Raw genomic sequence first — 24,045 nt, 5'->3', positions numbered from 1 at the left:
TGACTATCATTTTGCCCAATATTTTACCTGAAATGAGACCCCTAAAACGAACAATGCACTACAAATCAAAAACTGAGTGATATATGCAGTATCATAAAATTGAATTTCACGAAATGTGTAGATCACTCCTACTCCTCCTAGGAAGCTATACAGAATAGATCTTGGGAAGGTCATTTTTTTCATAGACTTAATTTAGATTCAATTTTGATGATAAAATTTCTGTCACATCTTGTTGCACGTAGCATGTTGAAGAGCCTACTTCAGAAGTAATAAAAATTTCTAAAATAGCCCTATACTTATCTGTATTCTCCAATATAGCATTTATTTTCAAAAAATGGGCCATATCGTTGCTGCACTGAGCCTGTCGAAGTGCGGTCTTTAGAAGATATGACTAATTACCGGTACAATAATACAAACTTAGACAGCAGAAAATCTGAAACAAGTTGTTGCACTGAGCCTGTCGAAGTGCGCTTCCGAAGAAATAGAAAACTGAAACAATCCAGATTTTCAGAAGTTTCATTAATTTAATAACGAAAGACTATTTTTCAAAAGCAGTTCCCATGACCACCATCGTGGCACCAGATTTATAAGCATTTTGCATTTGCTGTTGCGTACGAATACCTCCACCAACAATTAAGGGGATTTCAAGATTGGAAGACACAGCCTTGATTATTTCCGAAGAAACCGGGTATTCTGCGCCACTTCCAGCTTCGAGATAAATCAATTGTTTTCCCGAATATTGTCCTGCCAGTGCGGTATTCACGACAAGCTTCACCTCCTTCTGATTGATAGGAACGGTTTTGCTTACCTTTTGAACTGAAGTTTCCCTGCCACCATCAATAAGAATATAACCAGTAGGGATCACTTCAAGATCTGAACTTTTGATCTTCTCCACAGAGCGAACCTGTTGCTCAATTAAAAATTCAGGATTTCTACCCGAGATTAGGCTTAGAAAAAGTAACGCATCTGCTTCCGAAGAGATTTGAGAAGAATCACCAGGAAAAAGTATCACCGGAAGCCTGTTCACCCGCTTGATCGCTGAGATCACGGCACAGGTTCTTCCATGTTCCACCGTACTGCCTCCAACTAAAATATGGGTTGTTTCACAAGGTAGATTTTGAAAGAAATTATCAACCTGTTTCTCATAAAATTTATCGGGATCTATCAGGATCGCAAGTAACTTTCTGTTCTCTACAAAAGCTTGCTGTATATCCTGCAAATAGCTAAGTACTTCGGGCATTACTTGATTTTTCCAATAGAAGAAAGTGCATAAACACAGGTGAAATTCTCAAATTCCAGAAAATCGATATTATACCAGGAATCCAGTTCATGATATCTTACATGAGCTGTTGTTTTCGAATCGTCGAAATCAAAGTCAGTCACATTAATATGCTGTAGAAAACCAACTCCAGGGCGAGCGATCAATTTATAAACAGATTCCTTGGCACCCCATACTATGGTAAGCTTTCTTATCAAAGCCTCTTCATTCGCCAACGTATGATATTCGTTTAGCGGAGTGAACTTATTAGCGATCTTCAGGATCTTTTCCCGTTGCTTTTCAATATCGATCCCCACGTCGCGATTACTGATAATGATCGCGGTGAAATTGAACGAATGAGTAATGGAGATATACCTGTCATCACGAAGATGCGGTTTCCCCAGATCGTCATAATAAAGATCATGATCTGTATACCCTGCTTCGGCCATTAAATGTCTAATGCTCATGAATCCACGACGGTGAATTTCAGATTTCATACCGTCTACTCTTTTTTGACAATGTGCAGTAAGATTGATCCCATTCGCCAGCCAATCAAAAGACTCTTCTACCTTCCAAATGAAGACTTTAGTACGTTCATCAACTGTTATTGTTTTATAAAGAGGCATATATTTTCTAAGCTTTTCCCTATTTTTGCGACATTAAAATTGCTAATATTCAAATATAATAATATGTCAACTAAAACAGTACCGTATACCGCTTATAAAGTCAAAGATATTGAGCTTGCCGAATATGGCCGTCTTGAAATTGAACTTGCTGAAGCTGAAATGCCGGGACTTATGGCATTGCGTAAAGAGTTTGGGGAATCCAAGCCTTTAAAAGGTGCCAGAATTGCGGGTTGTTTACATATGACGATCCAGACTGCAGTTCTTATCGAAACTTTGGTAGAACTTGGAGCAGATGTTACCTGGAGCTCATGTAATATATTTTCTACGCAGGATCATGCTGCTGCTGCTATTGCTGCCGCCGGTATTCCTGTTTATGCATGGAAGGGAATGACCGAGGAAGAATTCAACTGGTGTATCGAACAAACACTTTTCTTCGGAGAGGATCGTAAGCCACTTAATATGATTCTTGATGATGGTGGAGATCTTACCAATATGGTCCTTGATGAATACCCTGAACTAGCTGAAGGAATTAAAGGACTTTCAGAAGAAACAACTACAGGAGTTCATAGACTTTACGAAAGAATGAAGAACGGAACATTGCCAATGCCGGCAATTAATGTAAACGATTCTGTAACTAAATCTAAATTTGATAACAAATACGGTTGCCGCGAGAGTGCAGTAGATGCGATTCGTCGTGCTACAGATGTTATGTTAGCTGGTAAAAGAGTTGTTGTATGTGGATATGGAGATGTTGGAAAAGGAACAGCTCAATCTTTTAAAGGTGCTGGTTCTATCGTAACTGTTACTGAAATTGATCCAATTTGTGCATTACAGGCAGCAATGGATGGTTTCGAGGTGAAGAAACTTGAAACTGTGCTTCCTAAAGCAGATATCGTTATCACTACTACCGGAAATAAAGACATCGTACGTGGAGAGCATTTCGAGGCGATGAAAGACAAAACAATCGTAGCGAATATTGGTCACTTTGATAATGAGATCGCTGTTGCATGGTTAAATGATAACCACGGAAACTCTAAAGTAGAGATCAAACCACAGGTTGACAAATACACTATTAACGGGAAAGATATCATCCTTCTTGCTGAAGGTCGTTTAGTGAATTTAGGTTGTGCAACTGGACATCCTAGTTTTGTAATGAGTAATTCATTCACGAACCAGACCCTGGCACAAATGGAACTTTGGAATAATACTGATCAGTATAAGAACGAAGTTTATATGTTACCTAAGCATCTTGATGAAAAAGTTGCAAAACTTCACCTTGAAAGAATTGGGGTTGAATTGACTGAACTTAAACAGGATCAGGCAGAATATATTGGTGTAACGGTAGAAGGACCTTACAAGCCAGAATACTACAGGTACTAGAAAGTAATCACCTGTTGATTCAAAAGCCTCTGCTCTCGCAGAGGCTTTTTTTTGTTAATTCGGTTCCTATTTTAATTTCAGTTTAACAAGCCTGAGTTAAAAAGCCTAATCCTGAGTTAAAAGCTTCAGTTCAGAAAACCGCAGTTGGTATGTTTCGTAAGTATTACCGTAAACAATAATCAATAAAAAAGTTACTTATGAAAATTTTGAAAAAACCTTTATTATTTATAGCGATGTCCGCTATGTTAGGATTCACCTCATGCTCAGATGATGATGATGACATGACTGATGATATTGTGGAAATGGATTCTGCAATGTTATATGCTACCACACATTCTGGATCTGTAGTACAGTACAATCTTGATTATGGTACTTCTTATACGGTGAACACTTCCTCCAAAGATGCTGAGGGAATTTTTTATAATGAAGATGACAGTTCTTTAATCGTAGCTTCCAGGGATCCAAAACAACTTCAGTATTATGGAGATGTTGATATGTGGGATGGATCTATGTCTACAGTATCTGCAGAGTTTATGAGCTCTAGTGATCTAATGAGCCCTAGAGATGTTGCTGTGAATGGTGACCTTATCGTAGTAGCAGATAATGCTGATGTTGATGGAGATGACACCACTGCAGATGGTAGATTTTATATCTATAGCAAAGAAGACAACGGTTTTACATTAAGAAACACAATAACCGTAGACTTTAAAGTTTGGGGTATCGAGTTTGTTGGAAACACATTGTATGCGATTGTAGATACTACAAACATGCTTGCTAGTTTTGATAATTTCCTTTCTAATAATACAGATGGAATGGTAAGCGCTACAAAAACTGTTATGGTAGAAGGAATCGTGAGAACTCATGGTTTAGACTATGATAATGGAACGATGGTACTTACAGATATTGGAGATGCAGGATCAGATTCTGATGGTGGACTTCATGTAATTACTGACTTTGACAGTAAATTTAATAATACCATGGATGCTGGAACTTTAGCTCTTTCAGATCAAATGAGAATTTCTGGAGCAGCTACTTTATTGGGTAACCCGGTAAATGTTGCGTACGATGCAGATTCTGATATGATCTACGTTGCTGAACTTGCTAATGGTGGCGGTAGAGTATTGTCTTTTGACGATGCGTCAAATGCAAGTGGAAATGCAACTCCAGCTGTAAATAATATGCTTTCTGGAGTATCTGCAGTATATTTTGAAGACTAATTTAGTTTTTTAGTTTCAAAAGAAAAGCCCGGTCATTATGACCGGGCTTTTTGTTTTCAATTCCGAAAGATTATTCAGGAATCACTATCGCAGTTTCTTCAGAAAGTACATTCTGACCATTTAACCAGTCCTGGAAACTTGCTTCTCTGATACGGGCTTTCATTACATTAGTGCTTATGACAGTATCCTACACTTATATATAAAAGCGCTTAGTTTAAGGATAGATTGAATTTTCTCATCATTTTATAGATACAACGAAAGACAGGTTTGGTTGCTTTATCTGAGTCTGAATTATCAAATCTGAATTTTATAATTTTTGATCCAGGTTGTTCTGAAGAATTACTAAAACCAATACCGTCAAGGACAAACCTGGTTTTTTCAGAAAAGATAAAATCTGTAGCATATTTTTTTATGAGTCCGCGTTTTCCTGAAGAACTTTTCATAATCCTGAGTATTAATGAATTATTAAGTTACGAAAAATTCATAATTGACACTCTAAAAGTGTGATATATCATTAGAATTGACATGAAAGATCGATAAATGAAAAATATTTAACGATAAACCCAATTAAAAAAATTTAAATAATAACAAATCTCTATTACACAAATTATCATATTACTGAGGCAATTTCAATATTGAAAACTGAGAAATCAATTTTAGATAATATTTTTTCATTTGAGATTAACTTCCAGCTCTATATCCCCATTCAATTTCAAATTTCCATTTCTTTTTAACGCTCCCTCAACATCATAAACCAGATTAAATTCATAATTTTGGAATAATTCCTATTTAATGGATTTATTCCTATTATGAAGTTAGAGAAATCAATTATACATCTGGATCTTGACACCTTTTTTGTTTCCGCAGAGAGGCGTCTGGATTCTAAATTGAATGATAAACCCCTTATTGTAGGTGGTCTGGGAGATCGCGGCGTAGTAGCAGCATGCAGTTATGAGACTCGCAAGTTTGGAGTACATTCCGGAATGTCCATGAAAGTGGCCAGGCAACTCTGCCCACAGTCTATCGTTATCAAAGGGAATGCTTCCACTTACACGAAATTCTCCCATGAGGTAACCGAAGTTATTCGTAGCAAAGTTCCTTCTTTTGAAAAGGCCAGCGTAGATGAATTTTATGCAGATCTCACGGGAATGGATAGATTTTTCGGAATCACCCAGTTCGCTAAAGAACTTCAGGAAACTATCAAAAAGGAAACTTATTTACCTATTTCCTTCGGACTTTCCACTAACAAAGTGGTTTCTAAAATTGCTACCGGCGAAGGCAAACCTTATGCCCAGAAAGTGATCGAAGCAGGTTCAGAAAAAACATTCCTTGCTCCACTTGCAGTGAACAAGATCCCGATGATTGGAAATAAAACCTTTCAGAAATTATTAAACCTCGGCGTTCGCAGAATTGAGACGATTCAGAAGATGCCTGTAGAGGTTTTAGAGAGCGTGTTGGGTAAGAATGGCCGTACTATATGGAAACGTGCTCACGGGATCGACAATCCTCCTATCATTCCGTTTCACGAGCGCAAGTCTATTTCAACTGAAAGAACCTTTAACAGGGACACTATCGATATGATCCGTTTGCATGGTACGCTAGTAGCCATGGCAGAAAGTCTCGCCTATCAGCTTCGCCGGGGAAATAAGCTCGTTTCCACAGTGAGTGTAAAGATCAGGTATTCAGATTTTCAAACTTACAGCAAACAGGTAAGCATCCCATATACCAGTGCAGATCATATCCTAATTCCTAAGGTCGAGGAGCTTTTTAAACAATTATACAGCAGGCGCTTGCTCATCAGGTTGATCGGGGTGAAATTTAGCGGACTCGTGGGAGGTCACTACCAGATCAATCTTTTTGATGATTCTGAAGATATGCTGAATCTCTACAATTCTCTGGATAAGATCAAAAATCGCTTTGGTGAACATGCGGTGATGCGTGCTGCTGCTATGGATGCGAAAACCATCGGCAGAATGAAGAATCCTTTTAACGGGGAGCCACCTATCGTTCTTGCACATAGAAAACAATAATGATAATCTATTCTGAAGTATAAAAAGATTAACTGATGTATTTAAACTGCCACACATACTATTCACTGCGATATGGGACTTTTCCCATCAGGGAGTTGTGTGAGCTCGCCTACTCCAACGATATCTGGCAGTTCGCTATTACAGACATCAATAATACTTCAGCCTGCCTCGAATTCCTGAGGCTTACCAATGGAACCAAAATCAAACCGGTTCTGGGAATTGACTTTAGAAATGCTGCTGAGCAACAATATATTGGACTGGCGAAAAAAAATGCTGGCTTCCTTCAACTAAACGATCATCTTTCTAATCACCTGCATGAAAAAAAAGATTTTGAAACGGTAGCTCCACAACTACCTGATTGTTTTATCATTTATCCCTTCGGAAAAGTGGTAGAACAAAAACGTAAAAATTTCAGAAGCAATGAATATATAGGAGTTTCCAAAGAGGAGATCGGGAAATTAAGATTTTCAGAATACATAAATCTGAAGGATAAACTGGTTATTTTACAAACGGTGAGCTTTCGGAATAAAAAAGACTTTAATGCACATCGCTTACTCAGGGCGATCGACAATAATTTGCTGCTAAGCAAGCTTCCGGAATCAGAACAGGGAAAAGCTTCACATAAAATGTATCCCAGGCAGGAAATGGAAGCCGCTTTTGAGGATTTCCCTCATATTCTGGAGAATACACAACAAATTATGGACGCTTGCAAGGTGCATTATGACTTTGGGAAAGGACAGAACCGAAATTTAAAGATTTACCGAAATACGATCGAAGAGGATGCAGATATGATCCGGCGGCTCACCTATGAAAAACTTCCCGAGAAATACCCAAAAGCAAATCGGGAAGTTTATACGCGGGTTGAAAAAGAACTGGAATCTATCATCAGGCTTGAGTTTGTTTCTTATTTTCTTATCAACCTGGGAATTGTGGACTATGCTCGTTCGCAGAATTATCCATTTGTAGGACGTGGGAGCGGTGCGAATTCGGTTGTTGCCTATATTCTTGGAATCACCAATGTAGACCCTATAGAACTCGATCTTTATTTTGAACGTTTTATAAATCCTAACCGGAAATCTCCGCCAGATTTTGACCTTGATTTTTCATGGAAAGACCGTAATGATATCACAGATTATATCTTCAGAACTTATAAAAATACTGCGCTTATGGGCACCTATGTTACCTTTAAACAGCGTGCAGTAGCCCGTGAACTCGGGAAGGTTTTTGGTTTGCCTAAAGAAAATATCGATAAGCTCGCTTCTGGATTCTATTCCTATGACAACTTGGATCATCTGGAGAAACTGGTAATTAGGTATAGCAAACTTATAGAAGGTTTCCCAAATTATTTAAGTGTTCATTCCGGTGGAATTTTGATCCTGGACGATTCGGTGCATAATTATGCCGCTACGTTTTTACCTCCCAAAGGCTTCCGGACGATACAGATCGATATGAACATTGCTGAAGAAGTAGGCATTCATAAATTTGATATTCTTGCCCAACGCGGACTCTCAAAAATCACCGATACCATCGAGATCGTAAAACAGAATCAGCCAGATGCTAAATTAGAGGATATCGAAAACATCAAAGCTTTTAAGGAAGATCCAGCGATCAACGAATTGCTCACCACTGGCGATTGTATGGGAGTATTTTATGTGGAATCTCCTGCCATGCGAGGTTTACTTACAAAACTACAAACCAGGGATTACCTTAACCTGGTTGCAGCAAGTTCTGTAATTAGACCAGGAATTTCCAGCGCTGGTATGAAGGATGAATTTATTCTAAGACATCGCTTTCCTGAAAAAAGAAAGGAAGCGCACCCGGTAATGTACGAGATCATGCCCGACACTTATGGCGTGATGGTTTACCAGGAAGATGTAATGAAAGTCGCTTATCATTTTGCCGGTTTGAGCCTGGATGATGCAGATGTATTACGAAGAGGGATGAGCGGAAAAAAAACTTCCCGGGGGCAAATGGAAAAGATCGAGAATACCTTCCGCGAGAACTGTAATAATAAAGGTTACAAACCAAAACTGATCGATGAAGTCTGGGAACAGATCTCTTCCTTTGCCGGCTATGCATTTCCGAAGGGACACTCGGCTTCATACGCGGTGGAAAGTTACCAGAGTTTGTACCTGAAGAAATATTTTCCGCTTGAGTTTATGGTGGCAGCGATCAACAATGGAGGTGGTTTTTATGATCTGCAGACCTATATTCAGGAAATAAGACGATGGGGCGGTACGATTCACGCTCCGTGTATTAATAAAAGTGATCACCCCAATGTGATCTACGGAAAAAACGTCTACCTGGGTTTTGGATATATAAAGGAGTTGGAAGTAAAAACTATTCAGCAAATACTGGAAAACAGGCAATTTTTTGGAGAATTTAGGTCACTGGATGATTTTATAGACCGTATCCAGATCTCTATTGAACAACTTAGCTTGTTACTAAAGATCAACGCCTTTAGGTTTACCGGAATAGACAAACACGAACTTTTATGGAAAGCTTATTTTAAACTGGACAGGAATAAACCAAAAACGAATCAGCCGCTACTTTTTAAACCGAAGCATAAAGATTTTGAATTGCCGGAATTTGAAGCTTCCAAAATGATCGAAGCCTACGACCAGATGGAACTTCTGGGATTTCCGCTATGCAGTCATTTTGAATTACTGAAAGATCCTCTAAAGCAAAATGTGGTTACAGCTTCGCAGTTAAAAGATCATATCGGGAAAAACATAGAGATCTATGGTAACCTGGTAAATTCTAAAAAAACCGGGACTTCAAATGGTAAATACATGTATTTCGGCACATTCTATGATCCTGAAGGAGTGATATTTGATGTGGTTCTTTTCCCTTTAATAGCTGAAAAGTATCCTATAAGAACTAAGGGAATTTATCTGTGTTATGGTGAAGTGGTTTCCAATCTTGGATATATCTCCATTAGCATCAAAACTCTCACCAGACAGGCTACACAAACCGATCCCAGACTCGTGGGAAATAATTTTAAGTTTGCAGTCTAGAAATGTAGTAGAAACTGCAACAACTTATTCGCTACCGCCTGCCTGTGTTGCTGCATACTTCTTCGCAATCGCATCGACACAGTTGATTCCGTCTATAGCTGCGGAAATGATTCCTCCGGCATATCCGGCTCCTTCTCCACAGGGATAGAATCCTTTTACTTCTAAATGTTCCAGTGTTGACGGGTCACGCGGAATTAGAATTGGTGAAGAAGTCCTACTTTCCGGAGCATGTAAAACGGCTTCGTTCGTATAATAACCTTTCAGCCTTTTACCGAATTTCACAAAGGCTTTTCGTAGTCTTTTAGCTATTAGATCTGGTAATACTTTATTAAGATCAACGCTTACTATTCCAGGCTGATAAGAAGTTTTCGGGAAATCTGAAGACAACCTTCCTTCTACAAAATCCTTCATACGCTGCGCAGGAACCTGCTGAGTTTTGCCAGCCGCTTCCCAACAATTTCTTTCCACCATCTTCTGAAAGTCAAGACAAACAAATGGATTATTCTCTGTATAACCCGGCAGATCTGTAGGTTCTATACTTACTACTATTCCTGAGTTGGAATATGGATTATTTCGCTTACTTGGACTCCAGCCGTTGGTTACCACTTCTTCCTGTTCTGTAGCACACGGAGCAATAATACCTCCCGGACACATACAGAAAGAATACACACCAAGTCCATCTACCTGTTCTACCAGACTGTACGAAGCTGGAGGTAAATAAGGATTTTCATCATCCCCGTGATACTGGATATGATCAATCAGTTTTTGCTGATGCTCAATTCGAACTCCCAGCGCGAAAGGCTTGGCTTCTATCTTAATATTTCGTTCATGTAGCAGGTAAAATATATCCCTGGCCGAGTGTCCCGTCGCCAGAATTACCTCATCAAAATGCAACCACTTCTCCTTATTGATCTCAATGGCCGTGATCTTATCACTCTCTAACTTTAGATCGGTTAGCTTAGAGTTAAAATGTACTTCTCCTCCAGCATCCACGATCGCTTCTCGCATAGCGGTGATGATCTTAGGTAATTTATTCGTTCCAATATGCGGATGTGCATCCACAAGAATATCAGGATCTGCTCCAAATTCCACGAACCACTCCAGGGCTTTCAATACATTTCCACGTTTCTTCGAGCGCGTATATAATTTCCCATCTGAGTATGTACCGGCGCCACCTTCTCCAAAACAATAATTAGATTCCGGGTTTACAGTTTGCTCTTTATTAATCTTGGCAAGGTCATGTCTTCTGGCTCTTACATCTTTTCCACGTTCAAAAACCACAGGTTTCAAGCCCGCTTCCACTGCTCGTAATGCTGCATACAATCCAGCAGGACCAGCACCAATAATTGCTATTTCCTTTGCTTCGGAAACATCCTGAAGAGACAAAGATGATCTCGTACTTCTTTCTTCACCGTGTTTCCAGATCTCGATCTGCAGATTCAGTTTCACCGGTTTTTTCCGGGCATCGATAGAACGCTTTCTAATTCTCCAGTCTCCTATATCATCCTTTCTGATATTCGATTTCTTAATTGCCCTGTTCAGAAGCAAATGATGATCTTCAAGTTCCCGGGGTAAAGCTGTAATTTGAACCAGTGTGCTCATAGGCTCCAAAGATAGTATGTATTTTTTCTAAATCTGAATTTAAGTAATGATTGAAAGTCTTGCAGTTTCCCGCTATATTCAAGAATCATATATTTGTGGAAAAAAGAATGTCTTTAAGAGAGTTGCTTCAGGAAAAAGGATATCATCGTATCAAATTAAAATACACCAAAACCAATCATTTCGAACTAAAAGCGAAGATCAATAATATTGAAGGTAATTTTATACTGGACACTGGCGCTTCCAGCACCTGTGTGGGTATAGATGCGATCGAACATTTTGATCTACTTTCAGAAGATAGTGATATTAAAGCGGCTGGTGCAGGAGCTACCAATATGTTAACCCAGGTTTCAGCGAAAAATATAGTACAGATTGGAGACTGGAAAAAGAAAAAGATCGACCTGGTTCTTTTCGACCTTAAACACGTAAATGAGGCGCTCGAAAATCATAAAGCTGAAAAGGTACAGGGTATCATAGGAGCCGATATTCTGAAAAAAGGTAAAGCTGTTATCGATTATAAAGGCAAGGCCTTATTTCTCAAATAAGGGGAAAAACACCCTTTTGCTGAAAGAGACATCGCTCTATATTTGAAGTAATCTAACCAATAATCTTTACGTTATTAAACTTCGAATATCTTCACAACTGGTCTTTTATATTATGACAATTTTAGTTGTTGCCGTACTGGGCTTGAATATATTCAGGTTGTTAGTTTTGTTTTAATTTCGTTAAAGTAAAAAGGGTACGCTAACGCGTACCCTTTTTTATTTCTACCAAAGATTTTTACTACAATTCCAGTGATCTCTTAATATCTCCGTCCATCAATAGTTCTTCAGGATTTTCCAGTGCTTCTTTAACAGCTACAAGGAATCCAACAGACTCTTTACCATCAATGATTCTGTGATCGTACGACAATGCTACATACATAATTGGTCTAATTTCAACGTGACCATCTATTGCAACAGGTCTTTCCACAATGTTGTGCATTCCAAGAATAGCAGATTGAGGTGGATTGATAATTGGAGTTGATAACATAGATCCAAATACTCCACCATTAGTAATGGTAAAAGTACCACCGGTCATTTCATCCACAGTGATCTTACCATCTCTGGCTTTGATCGCAAGCCTTTTCACTTCAGACTCGACCCCTCTGAAACTAAGATTTTCAGCATTTCTAATTACAGGTACTGTAAGTCCTTTTGGACCAGAAACTGCAATACTAATATCTTTATAATCGTAGCTTACCTGGTAATCCCCATCAATCATAGAGTTTACTGCAGGATATTCATCTAGCGCACGGATCACCGCAAGCGTAAAGAATGACATAAAGCCAAGACTCACCCCATGCTTCTCTTTAAATTCTTCTTTATATTTCTTTCTTAGTGCAAAAATTGGAGACATATCTACTTCGTTAAAAGTAGTCAGCATTGCCGTATCGTTCTTAGCACTTACCAGACGTTCCGCAAGTTTTCTACGGAACATTGACATTTTCTTACGCTCTTCCCCTCTGGTTCCTTTTCCAGGAGATCCCATAGAAGCTTTTGCCTCTACCGCATCTTCCTTAGTTACTCGACCATCTCTTCCAGAACCTTTTACATCTTTACTATCAATCCCCTTTTCGTCAAGAATTTTTTTAGCAGCTGGTGAAGGAGTTCCAGTTGCGTAAGTATCATCCTGTTTCTGGCTTGGAGTACTTGATTTTGAAGGCTCTTCAGTCTTAGCAGCTGCTTTATCACTGTCCTTCTTATCTTCCGTACTTTCCTGGCGCTCTTTTTCTTCAGTTTCAGCAGACTTGTCGTCTTTGCTTTCACTGTCCTCCTTATCATCACTACCAGGCTTTGCAGCATCGGTATCAATTAGACAAACTACCTCTCCAACTTCTACCACATCTCCTTCTTCAGCTTTCAAAGTAATAATTCCGCTAGCTTCTGCAGGAAGTTCCAGGGTTGCTTTATCACTATCCACTTCGGCTACTGCCTGATCTTTTTCAACGTAATCACCATCTTCGACTAACCACTGAGCTATTTCAACTTCAGTAATCGATTCGCCGGGTGAAGGAACTTTCATTTCTAAGGCCATGATTGTAATTTATTTTGGTTCCTGAAATCAGGAAATTGGTTCTTATTATTAATCTTCTTTTAAATCTTTGTCGAATACGCTGGCGATCACTTTTTCATGACGCTTCTTAAATCTTACCGAGCTACCTGCAGCAGGTGCACCGTAGAATTTACGACTACATACTCTAAACTGTCTTGCTTCTTCAAAATGAAGTAACATATGTCCATATGCTCCCATGTTTCTAGGCTCTTCCTGTGCCCAAACCACATCTTCGGCATTCTTATACTTACTGATCACTTCTTTCATGATGCTCACCGGGAGTGGGAACAATTGTTCGATTCTCACAAGGGCAACATCATCACGATCATTCTCTTCCTTAAACTTCAGCAGGTCATAGTAAAACTTCCCGGTACAGAATACCAGGCTTTTTATTGAATCTGCTTTTGCATCTGGATCATCAAGAACTGGCTGGAATGAACCAGTCGCAAATTCTTCTTTTGTAGAAATTACTTTAGAATGACGTAGTAAACTTTTTGGAGTAAAAATGATCAGCGGTTTTCTGAATTTCGCTTTCATTTGCTTCCGAAGCATATGAAACATGTTCGCAGGAGTCGTAATATCTGCCACATACATATTGTCTTTCGCACAAAGCTGAAGGAATCTTTCCATTCTACCTGAAGAGTGCTCTGCTCCCTGGCCTTCATAACCGTGAGGTAATAACATCACCAAACCATTCTGAAGTTTCCATTTATCTTCCGCAGCAGAAATATACTGATCGATCATGATCTGTGCACCGTTCACAAAGTCTCCAAATTGTGCTTCCCAGATCGTCAATGTTGTCGGACTTGCCATGGCGTAACCATAATCAAAACCAACTACTCCGTATTCTGACAACAGGGAATTGTAAATAAAGAAATCTCCATCCCTGTCTTCTATATTATTATGAAGAATGATCTCTTCTTCACTATCTTCAACTTTAACTACCGCGTGACGGTGTGAAAACGTTCCACGTTCCACATCCTGCCCGGTAATTCTAATATTATAACCTTCGGTCATTAGAGATCCATAAGCTAAATGCTCGGCCATTGACCAGTCCAGCTTATTATCCTCAAAGTACATTTGTTTTCGTCCATCGATGATCTTCTGGATCTTTCTCATGAACTTCTTGCCTTCCGGTAATTCTGAAACTGCCGTGGCAACCTTGTCAAGTTTTTCAAGATCGAAGGTCGTATCGATTTCCTTCATCATCTCATCTTCCTGAACGTTATCGAAACCTTCCCATTCATCCTGCATAAATGGAGTGATGCGGGTGGTTTCTTCTTTCCTGGAATCTTCGAGTTTCTCTTCAAGAGAAGCTTTATACTCTTCTTCTAACTTCTTAAGGTAATTATCGTCGATGACACCACTTTCCTTCAGCTTTTCAGCATATATATCCCGGGCATTCTCGTGCTTAGATATTGCTTTATATAGTTTTGGCTGAGTAAAACGTGGCTCATCACCTTCATTATGCCCATATTTTCTATAACCCAATAAATCTATAAATACGTCCCTTTTGAACTTCATTCTGAAGTCTAAAGCGAACAAAATGGAGTGTACAACTGCCTCTGCATCATCTGCATTTACATGTAAGATGGGTGAAAGAGTTACTTTCCCCACATCTGTACAATACGTTGAACTTCTCGCATCCAAATAATTAGTAGTAAAACCAATCTGGTTATTTACTACGATATGTATGGTTCCACCTGTCTGGTAACCTTCCAGATTAGCCATCTGTACCAGTTCGTACACAAGTCCCTGACCGGCAATTGCAGCATCACCATGAACCAGGATCGGTAAAATCTTGGAGTTATCTCCATTATATCTGCGATCCATTTTTGCCCTCGAAATTCCTTCTACCACCGCGCCAACGGTTTCAAGGTGAGAAGGGTTTGGAGCTATATTAATATTGATATCTTTTCCACTATCTGTAGTACGACAGGATGTCCAGCCAAGGTGGTATTTAACGTCACCATCGAATATGTCCTGTTCGTAATCCTTTCCATCAAACTCACTGAAGATATCCTTTGCGTTCTTTCCGAAGATATTGGTTAGGGTATTTAGACGACCACGATGAGCCATTCCCATTACAAAATCTTCCACGCCAAATTCAGCAGCTTTTTCGATAAGTGCATCCAGTGCCGGGATCAAACTTTCGCCACCTTCCAGTGAAAATCGTTTCTGCCCAACATATTTAGTATGCAAGAAATTTTCAAACGAAACTGCTTCGTTAAGTTTTTTGAGGATCTGCTTCTTGCGGGTCGCGTCAAAATCGGGATGGTTGTCGTTTACATTTAAACGATTCTGAATCCATTCGATCTCTTCAGGTTTTCGAATATACATATACTCGATCCCGATAGAGTCACAATACACCATTTCCAGGTGTTTTATGATTTCTTCCAGGCTTGAAGGTCCAATTCCAAGAATATCACCTGCATTGAAAGTAGTCTGCAGATCTTTTTTCTCAAGTCCGAAATTCTCTATATCTAGAGTTGGTACGTATTTTCTACGTTCTCTTACAGGGTTTGTTTTGGTGAATAAATGCCCTCTGGTACGATAGCCGTCAATTAATCGAATTACCTGAAATTCTTTAACTACGTGTGTCGGTATCTCACCTTCTGAAAAATCTACAGGAGCTTCATCCAATACATCTTCAGAAACGCCATCTTGTTGCATTCCGAAGTCAAATCCTTGAAAAAAAGCCCTCCAACTGGGCTCTACACTATCAGGATATTTTAAATATTGATCGTAAAGTTCTGCGAAGTATGCAGTATGAGCGGCATTTAGAAATGAAAATTTTTCCATAAAATTGAAACAACAGTTTCTTTTGTTCTTAAAAACATTAGCAAAAATACAATATTTAAAAAAAACAGCTTGTAGGCATTATGATAATTCTCTATGAGATTATAAGAATTTTAACACCCTCTGAAATTCAATAATTTGGGAAGTAGATTTCACCGAAAACTGCAGGTAATAAAACTTATACCTGTCTGTCCATAAGCATTCCCCCGAAACTTTTCAAAGGTCTTTTCTTCTCCTCAGGCATATCTATCCTGTCCAGAACCTTGAAAGCCATGTCTGTATACTTCTCAATTTCCTTTCTGGTAAGTTCTGCTGCACCGCTGCTTTCAAACAGGTTTTTGACCGCTTCGATCTTTCCTGTATTTTCCATAGGACTAATGGAATATAAGTGTTCCAGTTGTCTGGCTTCACCGGGACTTGCCAGTTCAAGACTTTTTAAATAGAGAAATGTCTTTTTATTTTCGATGATATCACCACCAGGTTGCTTCCCAAATGTAGCCGGATCCCCAAAAGCATCCAGGTAATCATCCTGAAGCTGAAAGGCAATACCAAGTAATCTTCCATATTGATAGATCGCCGACTTGCATGCAGCCGAAGTTTCAGCTACAATAGCTCCCATTTGCAGAGAAGCTCCTACCAGGACCGCAGTTTTGTATTCTATCATCAAGAGATAATCCTCGATACTCACGTTATCGCGGGTTTCAAAATCTATATCGTACTGCTGACCTTCACAAACTTCAATAGCTGTTTTGGTAAACAGTTTTGATAGCTCCTTAAACACATCCCCTTCGTAGTTTTCGAATAACTGGTATGCATTGATAAGCATCGCATCTCCGGAAAGGATTCCCGTGTTGATATCCCATTTTTCATGCACTGTTTTCTTACCTCTTCGAATCGGTGCATCGTCCATAATATCATCATGAACAAGAGAAAAATTATGAAAAACCTCTATAGCCAGGGCGGCATCTAGGGCTTTTTTATGATTGCAGTCAAAAATTTCAGCTGCCATTAGAACGAGTACAGGTCTTAAACGTTTACCTCCCTGTTCTAAAATATAAACCATTGGCTCGTAAAGATTTACCGGTTCTTTGACCTGTATCTTTTGATGAAGATAATCGACGATGGCCTCTCGGTATTCCGCAATGGTAAGCATGTATTGAAATTTTTGCGCTAAAATACCATAATTGAGCCTATTTCAAATTTTAAGCGAATGTTAAATAAACGTAAACTGAAGAAACTTTTTTTGTTTCTAAAGTTTCCTAGGTTTACTTTTGCACCAAATTTACATGAAGTGAGGGAGAAAATTTTAAATAGTGCCGCAGAGATGTTTCTTTCCTATGGTTTTAAAAGTGTAACCATGGATGACATTGCGGAAAGCATTGGGATCTCTAAGAAAACCATTTATGCGCATTTTTCTACCAAGAATAAACTGGTAGCTGCGGCGAGTTTACAGGTGATCCAGACGATGGGTTGCGGGATTGGCGCCATTCAGGATAAAAATCAGAATCCGATTAAGGAAAATTACGATATCAAGCATTATATCGCACAGAACCTAAAAGGAGAGAAAACCTCACCCCATTTTCAGCTTCAGAAATATTACCCAAAAGTCTATGAGAGCCTTAAGGATAAACAGTATGAGCTTTTAGAAAGCTGCATGCAGGATAACCTTAAGCGTGGGATCGAAAGTGGTTATTACCGCGAGGATATCAATATAGATTTTATAAGCCGAATACATTTTGTAGGGATTATGGGAATTAAGGATACAGATCTATTTTCTCCTGAAAAATATACTCAGCCGGCACTGATGGATCATTTCCTGGAATATCACCTGCGTGCTATCTGCACCGCAAAAGGATTAAAAACTTTAGAAGATTTAATTGAGTTAGATGAAAAGTAGAATATTAATTTTGATGATGCTGGCCTTAGGCCTGCAAAGTTTCTCACAGCAGGATACGATCCAGACCTATCAGTTTTCCCTGATGGAAGCGATAGAATTTGGACTGGAAAATAATTATCAGTCACAAATAGCACAAAAAGATGTGGAGATCGCTCTTCAGCAAAAATGGGAAATTATCGCCCAGGGATTACCGCAAGTAAGTGCTGGCATAGATTACCAGAACTATTTAAAACAACCAGTCACTCTATTGCCAGCGAGCGCCTTCGATAATACTCAAAGCACGGTGGACATTGTCGAGCAATATTTCGATAATGTGAACAGGAATGATGTCCCTGTAAATTCGCCTGAAGGATTTATCCCGGTACAATTTGGGACTCAGCAAAGCGTAAATGCCACAGCTACCTGGAACCAGTTAATTTTCGATGGCTCCTATATAGTAGGAATTCAATCTGTTAAAACGCTGCTTCAAATTTCTAAAAATGCCAAGACCAAGACAGACCTTGAGATCAAGAAAGGTATTATCAATGCCTACGGAAATGTTTTACTGGCGGAAGAAAGTGTGAAGATCTTTGAGAAAAATCTCGGGAACGTTGAGAAAAATTTTAATGATACCCAGAAGATCTTTGAAAACGGTCTAACGGAACAGGAAGATGTAGAGCAATTGGAAATCACTAAACTCAACCTTGAAAATGATCTTGCCAGAAGCCGAAGAATGCTGGATATCGCCTATGATATGCTCAACATTAGCCTCGGAATTCCAGTAGAGAAAAAGGTTGTTGCGACCGATGATCTAAATGAACTGGCGCTTAAATATTTCGATCTATCCCTACTTTCTGAGACAATTCCGGTAGAAGAAAATATTGATTATCGCATTGCCAAGAACACAGCAGAAGCTGCAGATATCCAGGTTAAACTACAGCAGGCGAAAGCGCTACCTACCTTAAGCGCCTTTGTGAATTACGGTTACCAGGGATTTAGTAATGACTTTACTTTTTTAAACGGGAATCAGGAATATTTTGGACAGTCTATATTAGGAGTGAGTCTTAATATCCCAATTTTCAGCAGCGGAATGCGAAGTGCGAAAACTCAGCAGCGTAAACTTGAGTATGAACAGGCGATGCTGGATCTCGAACAAACTGAAAGCCAGGTTAAAAGTGATATCAACAGTGCTAAAAGCGAATACCAGTTTAGCCTTGATAATTATAAAAATGCTACTAAAAACCTCGAGTTGGCAGAACGAATCGAAAACAAGAACCAGATCAAGTTCTTCGAGGGTATCGCCAGCAGTTTTGAGCTTAGTGAAGCGCAACGACAGTTATACACTGCACAGCAAAATTATTTACAGGCCATGTTACAGGTGATCACTGCAAAAGTGGAACTTGAAAACCTATTAGACACCCGTACTTATACATCAGATAATTAGAAACAACTTCAGAAAATGAGAAAACTAGTATATATTTTATCGTTCAGTACTTTGCTAGCTGCCTGCGGAGGTGGTTCAGAAAAATCTACGGAAGAAATTCTGGAAAGCAATGATATAGAAACTATTCAGAAGAAAAGAGATGAACTTACCGCTCAACAATCTGAGCTGGAAACTGAAATTAAAAAACTTGATTCCAAACTGAAGGAGATCAACCCAGAGAGAAATATACCGCTGGTAACATCCTTTGCTGTAGAGGCTGAACATTTCGATCATTTCCTTGAACTTCAAGGAAGCGTGGAAACCAGAAAAAATGTGGTTTTGAACGCTGAGATGGGCGGAATTCTTCAGAAGATCTATGTTGAAGAAGGTCAGAAAGTTTCTAAAGGACAGACTCTGGCGAAGATAGATGATGGTGGATTGAGTCAGCAACTTGCGCAAATGGAAATTCAGCTAGACCTGGCTAAGACGACTTTTGAAAGACAAAAACGTCTCTGGAAGCAGCAAATTGGTAGTGAAATCGAATATTTACAGGCAAAATCCAATTATGAAGGACAGGTAAATGCCGTAAAACAAATGAAGAGTCAGCTTTCAAAATCCGTTGTAAGCGCACCTTTTTCAGGAACCATAGATGAGATCATTACAGAGCAGGGAAATGTTGTTTCACCTGGACAAACACAGATTCTTAGAATCGTAAACCTTGATGACATGTATATCAAGACTGATGTGCCAGAGAATTATATTTCCAATGTGACCCAGGGCAAGCCGGTAGAAGTGACCTTCCCGGTACTTGGAAAAACTGTGGATACAAAGGTAAAGCAAGTAGGTAGTTACATAAATCCTAACAACCGAACTTTTACTGCCGAGATCGATGTTCCAAATAAGGAGAAAGAGATCAAACCAAACCTTACGGCAAGAGTAAAGATTAACGATTACACCAGTGAAAATGCCATTCTGGTCCCGCAGAACATTCTTTCTGAAAATGCTGACGGTGAACAATACTTATATGTTTTAGACCAGGTGGAAGGTGAAAAAGCGGTCGCTAAAAGAGTGATCGTAAAAACCGGGAAATCTCAGGGAGATTCTATTGAAGTACTTGAAGGCCTGAAGGATGGTGACCTGATCATTGAGGATGGTGCACGTAGTGTGAAAGAAGGACAAACCGTCAAAATCATGAATTACTAAGCAGTTATGGCGAAAGAAAAAAACAATCTGGACAAGGAGTTTGCGCTCTCGTCCTGGGCAATAAAGAACAAAACCACTATTTATGTGGCGATGGCCCTTATTCTGTTCTTCGGGATTTCGGCTTATTTCAGTATGCCTCGGGAAAGTTTTCCTGAAGTAAAAGAAACGAAAATCTACGTTAGCTCAATATATCCCGGGAATACTGCGGAAGATATAGAGAAGTTACTTACTAATCCTCTGGAAGATAAGTTGAAGACGGTAAGTAATGTGGTGGAGATCACCTCAACTTCCCAGGAAGACTATTCTATGATCGTCGTGGAATTTGACGAGGGAATTGCGGTGGAACTAGCAAAGCAAAAGGTAAAGGATGAAATAGATTCTGAAACTTCAGGCGAAGACTGGCCAACCTTTAATGGCGCTAAGGTAGAACCGAATGTTTTCGAATTGAGTCTTTCTGAAGAAATTCCAATCCTGAATATTAATATTTCCGGAGATTACCCGGTAATGAAGCTGAAGGAATTTGGAGAATACTTGCAGGATGAGATCGAAAATCTACCTGAAATTAAAAAAGTAGATATTCGTGGAGCTCAGGATAAAGAAATTGAAGTAGCTGTGGATATCTATAAAATGATGGCTTCCTCGGTTAGTTTCAATGATATTACCAGTGCTATAGCAAATGGAAACATGACCATGAGTGCGGGTAATTACGTAACCAGCGGACAGCGAAGAACTATTAGAATCCTTGGTGAAATCGAAGAACCTTCAGAATTGAACAATTTCGTAGTAAAATCTGAAGATGGTGATGATGTTTACCTGAAGGATATCGCTGATATTACTTTTCAGGAAAAAGAAAAGACCACCTATGCCCGTGAGTTTGGTGAGCAAGTGGTGATGCTGGATGTAAAGAAACGATCAGGGAAGAATATGGTTGCTGCTGCAGAGCAGATCGAGCTTATCGTTGAGAAAGCAAAAGCTGAAGTATTTCCAACGAACCTGAATGTAAGTATTACTAATGACCAATCTTCAAAGACCATTGGTCAGGTAGATGACCTTGTAAACAATATCATTTTCGGGATCATCCTGGTGGTAACCGTACTTATGTTCTTCTTAGGATTTAAGAATGCACTCTTTGTTGGTTTTGCAATCCCAATGTCCATGTTCATGTCTTTAATGATCCTGAACCAATTAGGGTACACCATGAACACGATGATCCTATTCGGATTGATCATGGGACTTGGAATGCTTGTAGATAACGGGATCGTAGTGGTCGAGAATGTCTACCGACTCATGGATGAAGAAGGAATGAGCCGGGTGGATGCAGCGAAAGAAGGTATTGGTGAAATTGCATTTCCTATTATTATCTCTACAGCAACTACGGTCGCCGCCTTTATTCCGTTAGGATTATGGCCGGGATTAATGGGACAGTTCATGATATATTTCCCCATTACACTATCTGTCGTACTGGGCTCCTCACTGGTCGTCGCTATATTTTTCAATTCGGTTCTGGTTTCTCAATATATGAGAACAGAGGATAAAAATATGCCATTGAAAACCATCATCAGGGTTTCTTTAATTATTGCCGTAATTGGCTTAGCTATATTTTTATTTGGTGGTCAGTACGCTGCACTGGGATCACTTATGATCTTTACCGCGATCATGGTATGGATCTACAGGTTGTTTCTGCGGAAGATGGCTAATAGATTTCAGAAAAGTTCTTTGGTGAAACTTGAGAACTGGTATGAAAGACGCCTTACCGCTTCGTTTAAGAATAAACGCCCTTACTGGATCGTTGGAGCTACTTTCTTAATGTTGATCATTGCTTTTGTAGGTTTTGGAGCTTCTCTGGGATCTCAAAGAACCAAAGTTGAGTTCTTTCCTGATAATAAGCCTAACCAGATCATTGTTTATATCGAATACCCGGAAGGAACCGATATTGAAAAGACCAACGCGATCACGAAAGAGATCGAAGAAAGGGTTTACAAAGTACTCAACAGTGATGAGTATATGGATGATGGCTACAATTATATGGTAGAAAGTGCCGTATCACAAGTTGGTGAAGGTGCCGGGAATCCACAAACCGATGGAGGCTCTGCGGCAGAAATGCCTCATAAAGGTAAGATCACTGCATCCATGAGGGAATACAAATACCGTCGTGGCAAGGATAGTGAAGTTTTAAGACAAAAGGTTCAGGAATCTCTGGATGGAGTTTACCCGGGAGTTTTGATTTCCGTAGAAAAAGATCAGAATGGTCCTCCTGCCGGTCCTCCTATTAATATTGAACTGGAAGGTGAAGATTATGATCAATTGATCGCCACTGCAGAGCAAATGCGTGAATATATTAATACAAAGAACATTCCTGCAATAGATGAGCTGAAGATCGATGTGAACAAGGACAAACCTTCAATGGTTGTTGAAGTTGACCGGGAAAAAGCTGGTGAACTGGGGATAAGCGCTGGACAGGTTGGACAACAACTTAGAAATTCGATCTTTGGAACAAAAGCTGGTGTTTACAAAGAAGGTGGCGAAGATTATGATATTTATGTAAGATTTGACGAGGATTCAAGATATGATAACAGCGCCTTGTTTAACCAAACGATCACTTTCAGAAATAATAAAGGTCAGTTAAGGGAAATACCGGTTTCAGCAGTAACTACGAAAAGTAATAAATCTGGGTTTAGTGCGATCAAGCACAGGGATACCAGAAGAGTGGTTACGATCTATTCTGTATTATCTCCGGGATATACAGATGCTGGTGCAGCCGTTGCGCAAATCCAGAATGAAATGAGGAATTTTGATGGTGTGCCAGATGAGATCAAAGTAGATTATACCGGGCAGATCGAAGAGCAAAACAAGCAACAGGCGTTCCTTGTGGGTGCATTTTTCAGCGGACTGGGACTTATATTCCTGATCCTGATCTTCCAGTTTAATTCTATCTCGAAACCATTGATCATCATGATCGCTATTTTCCTGAGCTTTATTGGAGTATTTGGAGGAATTGTAATTAGCGGTTCAGCCTTTGTTATCATGATGACGATGATGGGAATTATTTCTCTCGCGGGTATCGTGGTAAATAATGGGGTGGTCTTGCTCGATTATGCACAGCTCCTCATTGACAGAAAGAAACTGCGTCTTGGCATACCAGAATCTGAATACCTTCCGCATGACGAACTCTTGAAAACGATCATTAGATCTGGAAAAGCACGTTTGAGACCAGTATTGCTAACGGCGATCACAACCATTCTTGGTTTGATTCCACTGGCGATTGGACTTAACCTTGACTTTTTCAGTTTATTCAGTGAGTTTGATGCAAACATCTACTTTGGTGGAGATAATGTGATATTCTGGGGACCTCTGGCCTGGACAGTGATCTACGGTTTAATCGTAGCGACCTTCCTTACTTTAATCATTGTTCCTTTATTGTTCTATATCGCGATAAGGATCAAAATGTGGGTTCATTCTAAAAGAAGCTCTTCGGAAGAAGTTGAAACTTCAAACAGGATCGAAACTACGAACTAGGTAAGTT

At 39.5% G+C, this 24,045-nt stretch carries 17 protein-coding genes; 9 read left to right on the top strand and 8 right to left on the bottom strand.

Annotated elements, in window-relative coordinates:
• Nucleotides 1-6: 6 nt before the first annotated feature.
• The 3 genes from T8I65_RS01765 to T8I65_RS01755 form a co-directional block, all read right to left on the bottom strand.
• Entirely contained in the window at nucleotides 7-183 is a 177-nt protein-coding gene (locus T8I65_RS01765; RefSeq protein ID WP_322301786.1) for a hypothetical protein, read from the bottom strand.
• Nucleotides 184-538: 355 nt separating this feature from the next.
• The gene (locus T8I65_RS01760; protein ID WP_322301785.1) at nucleotides 539-1,240 is read right to left on the bottom strand and encodes a geranylgeranylglyceryl/heptaprenylglyceryl phosphate synthase; all 702 of its coding nucleotides are present in this window, start codon (nucleotides 1,238-1,240) and stop codon (nucleotides 539-541) included.
• The gene (locus T8I65_RS01755; RefSeq protein WP_322301784.1) at nucleotides 1,240-1,884 is read right to left on the bottom strand and encodes a 4'-phosphopantetheinyl transferase family protein; all 645 of its coding nucleotides are present in this window, start codon (nucleotides 1,882-1,884) and stop codon (nucleotides 1,240-1,242) included. Before T8I65_RS01755 ends, T8I65_RS01760 begins: the two co-directional genes overlap by 1 nt.
• 63 nt (nucleotides 1,885-1,947) lie before the next feature.
• Between T8I65_RS01755 and ahcY the strand changes: the two genes are divergently transcribed.
• Together ahcY and T8I65_RS01745 are read left to right on the top strand one after the other, a co-directional pair.
• On the top strand, nucleotides 1,948-3,264 hold the full coding sequence (ahcY, locus tag T8I65_RS01750; RefSeq protein ID WP_322301783.1) for an adenosylhomocysteinase: 1,317 nt from the start codon (nucleotides 1,948-1,950) through the stop codon (nucleotides 3,262-3,264).
• Between the two features lie 197 nt (nucleotides 3,265-3,461).
• Nucleotides 3,462-4,481, top strand: a complete 1,020-nt coding sequence (locus T8I65_RS01745) for a hypothetical protein (RefSeq protein WP_322301782.1) — start codon at nucleotides 3,462-3,464, stop codon at nucleotides 4,479-4,481.
• Between the two features lie 209 nt (nucleotides 4,482-4,690).
• Here T8I65_RS01745 and T8I65_RS01740 read toward each other — a convergent pair whose 3' ends face one another.
• A complete protein-coding gene (locus tag T8I65_RS01740) occupies nucleotides 4,691-4,924 on the bottom strand; it encodes a hypothetical protein (RefSeq protein WP_322301781.1) in 234 nt (77 codons plus the stop codon).
• Between the two features lie 366 nt (nucleotides 4,925-5,290).
• Here T8I65_RS01740 and dinB point away from each other — a divergent pair, with 366 nt between their 5' ends.
• Both dinB and T8I65_RS01730 read left to right on the top strand, forming a co-directional pair.
• Complete coding sequence (gene dinB, locus T8I65_RS01735; RefSeq protein WP_322301780.1) at nucleotides 5,291-6,511, top strand: DNA polymerase IV; 1,221 nt, start codon at nucleotides 5,291-5,293, stop codon at nucleotides 6,509-6,511.
• A gap of 35 nt (nucleotides 6,512-6,546) precedes the next feature.
• Complete coding sequence (locus T8I65_RS01730; protein ID WP_322301779.1) at nucleotides 6,547-9,528, top strand: DNA polymerase III subunit alpha; 2,982 nt, start codon at nucleotides 6,547-6,549, stop codon at nucleotides 9,526-9,528.
• Nucleotides 9,529-9,552: 24 nt separating this feature from the next.
• Here T8I65_RS01730 and T8I65_RS01725 read toward each other — a convergent pair whose 3' ends face one another.
• Nucleotides 9,553-11,130 carry an NAD(P)/FAD-dependent oxidoreductase gene (locus T8I65_RS01725; protein WP_322301778.1) on the bottom strand — a complete coding sequence of 526 codons (1,578 nt, stop codon included), beginning with the start codon at nucleotides 11,128-11,130 and terminating at the stop codon, nucleotides 9,553-9,555.
• 107 nt (nucleotides 11,131-11,237) lie between these two features.
• On the opposite strand from T8I65_RS01725, the gene T8I65_RS01720 reads away from it, so the two are divergent.
• Nucleotides 11,238-11,672: a retropepsin-like aspartic protease gene (locus T8I65_RS01720; protein WP_322302816.1), complete on the top strand. Its 435-nt coding sequence runs from the start codon at nucleotides 11,238-11,240 to the stop codon at nucleotides 11,670-11,672.
• Between the two features lie 238 nt (nucleotides 11,673-11,910).
• On the opposite strand, the gene odhB is transcribed toward T8I65_RS01720, so the two are convergent.
• From odhB to T8I65_RS01705, 3 genes are all read right to left on the bottom strand, one after another.
• On the bottom strand, nucleotides 11,911-13,203 hold the full coding sequence (odhB, locus tag T8I65_RS01715) for a 2-oxoglutarate dehydrogenase complex dihydrolipoyllysine-residue succinyltransferase (RefSeq protein WP_322301777.1): 1,293 nt from the start codon (nucleotides 13,201-13,203) through the stop codon (nucleotides 11,911-11,913).
• Nucleotides 13,204-13,251: 48 nt separating this feature from the next.
• Complete coding sequence (locus T8I65_RS01710; protein ID WP_322301776.1) at nucleotides 13,252-16,023, bottom strand: 2-oxoglutarate dehydrogenase E1 component; 2,772 nt, start codon at nucleotides 16,021-16,023, stop codon at nucleotides 13,252-13,254.
• Nucleotides 16,024-16,198: 175 nt separating this feature from the next.
• Nucleotides 16,199-17,173, bottom strand: a complete 975-nt coding sequence (locus tag T8I65_RS01705; protein ID WP_322301775.1) for a polyprenyl synthetase family protein — start codon at nucleotides 17,171-17,173, stop codon at nucleotides 16,199-16,201.
• A 138-nt stretch (nucleotides 17,174-17,311) separates the two neighbouring features.
• On the opposite strand from T8I65_RS01705, the gene T8I65_RS01700 reads away from it, so the two are divergent.
• From T8I65_RS01700 to T8I65_RS01685, 4 genes are read left to right on the top strand one after another with little or no spacing between them, the layout of a single operon-like run.
• Entirely contained in the window at nucleotides 17,312-17,917 is a 606-nt protein-coding gene (locus T8I65_RS01700; protein ID WP_322301774.1) for a TetR/AcrR family transcriptional regulator, read from the top strand.
• Nucleotides 17,907-19,340 carry a TolC family protein gene (locus T8I65_RS01695; RefSeq protein WP_322301773.1) on the top strand — a complete coding sequence of 478 codons (1,434 nt, stop codon included), beginning with the start codon at nucleotides 17,907-17,909 and terminating at the stop codon, nucleotides 19,338-19,340. Before T8I65_RS01700 ends, T8I65_RS01695 begins: the two co-directional genes overlap by 11 nt.
• A 15-nt stretch (nucleotides 19,341-19,355) precedes the next feature.
• Nucleotides 19,356-20,522, top strand: coding sequence for an efflux RND transporter periplasmic adaptor subunit (locus T8I65_RS01690; RefSeq protein WP_322301772.1), 1,167 nt, complete (start codon nucleotides 19,356-19,358; stop codon nucleotides 20,520-20,522).
• A 6-nt stretch (nucleotides 20,523-20,528) separates the two neighbouring features.
• Complete coding sequence (locus tag T8I65_RS01685) at nucleotides 20,529-24,038, top strand: efflux RND transporter permease subunit (protein ID WP_322301771.1); 3,510 nt, start codon at nucleotides 20,529-20,531, stop codon at nucleotides 24,036-24,038.
• Nucleotides 24,039-24,045 lie beyond the last annotated feature (7 nt).

This window comes from Christiangramia sp. OXR-203 (assembly GCF_034372165.1).
Taxonomy (GTDB): Bacteria; Bacteroidota; Bacteroidia; order Flavobacteriales; family Flavobacteriaceae; genus Christiangramia.
This window is presented reverse-complemented; position numbering and strand designations above follow the sequence as displayed.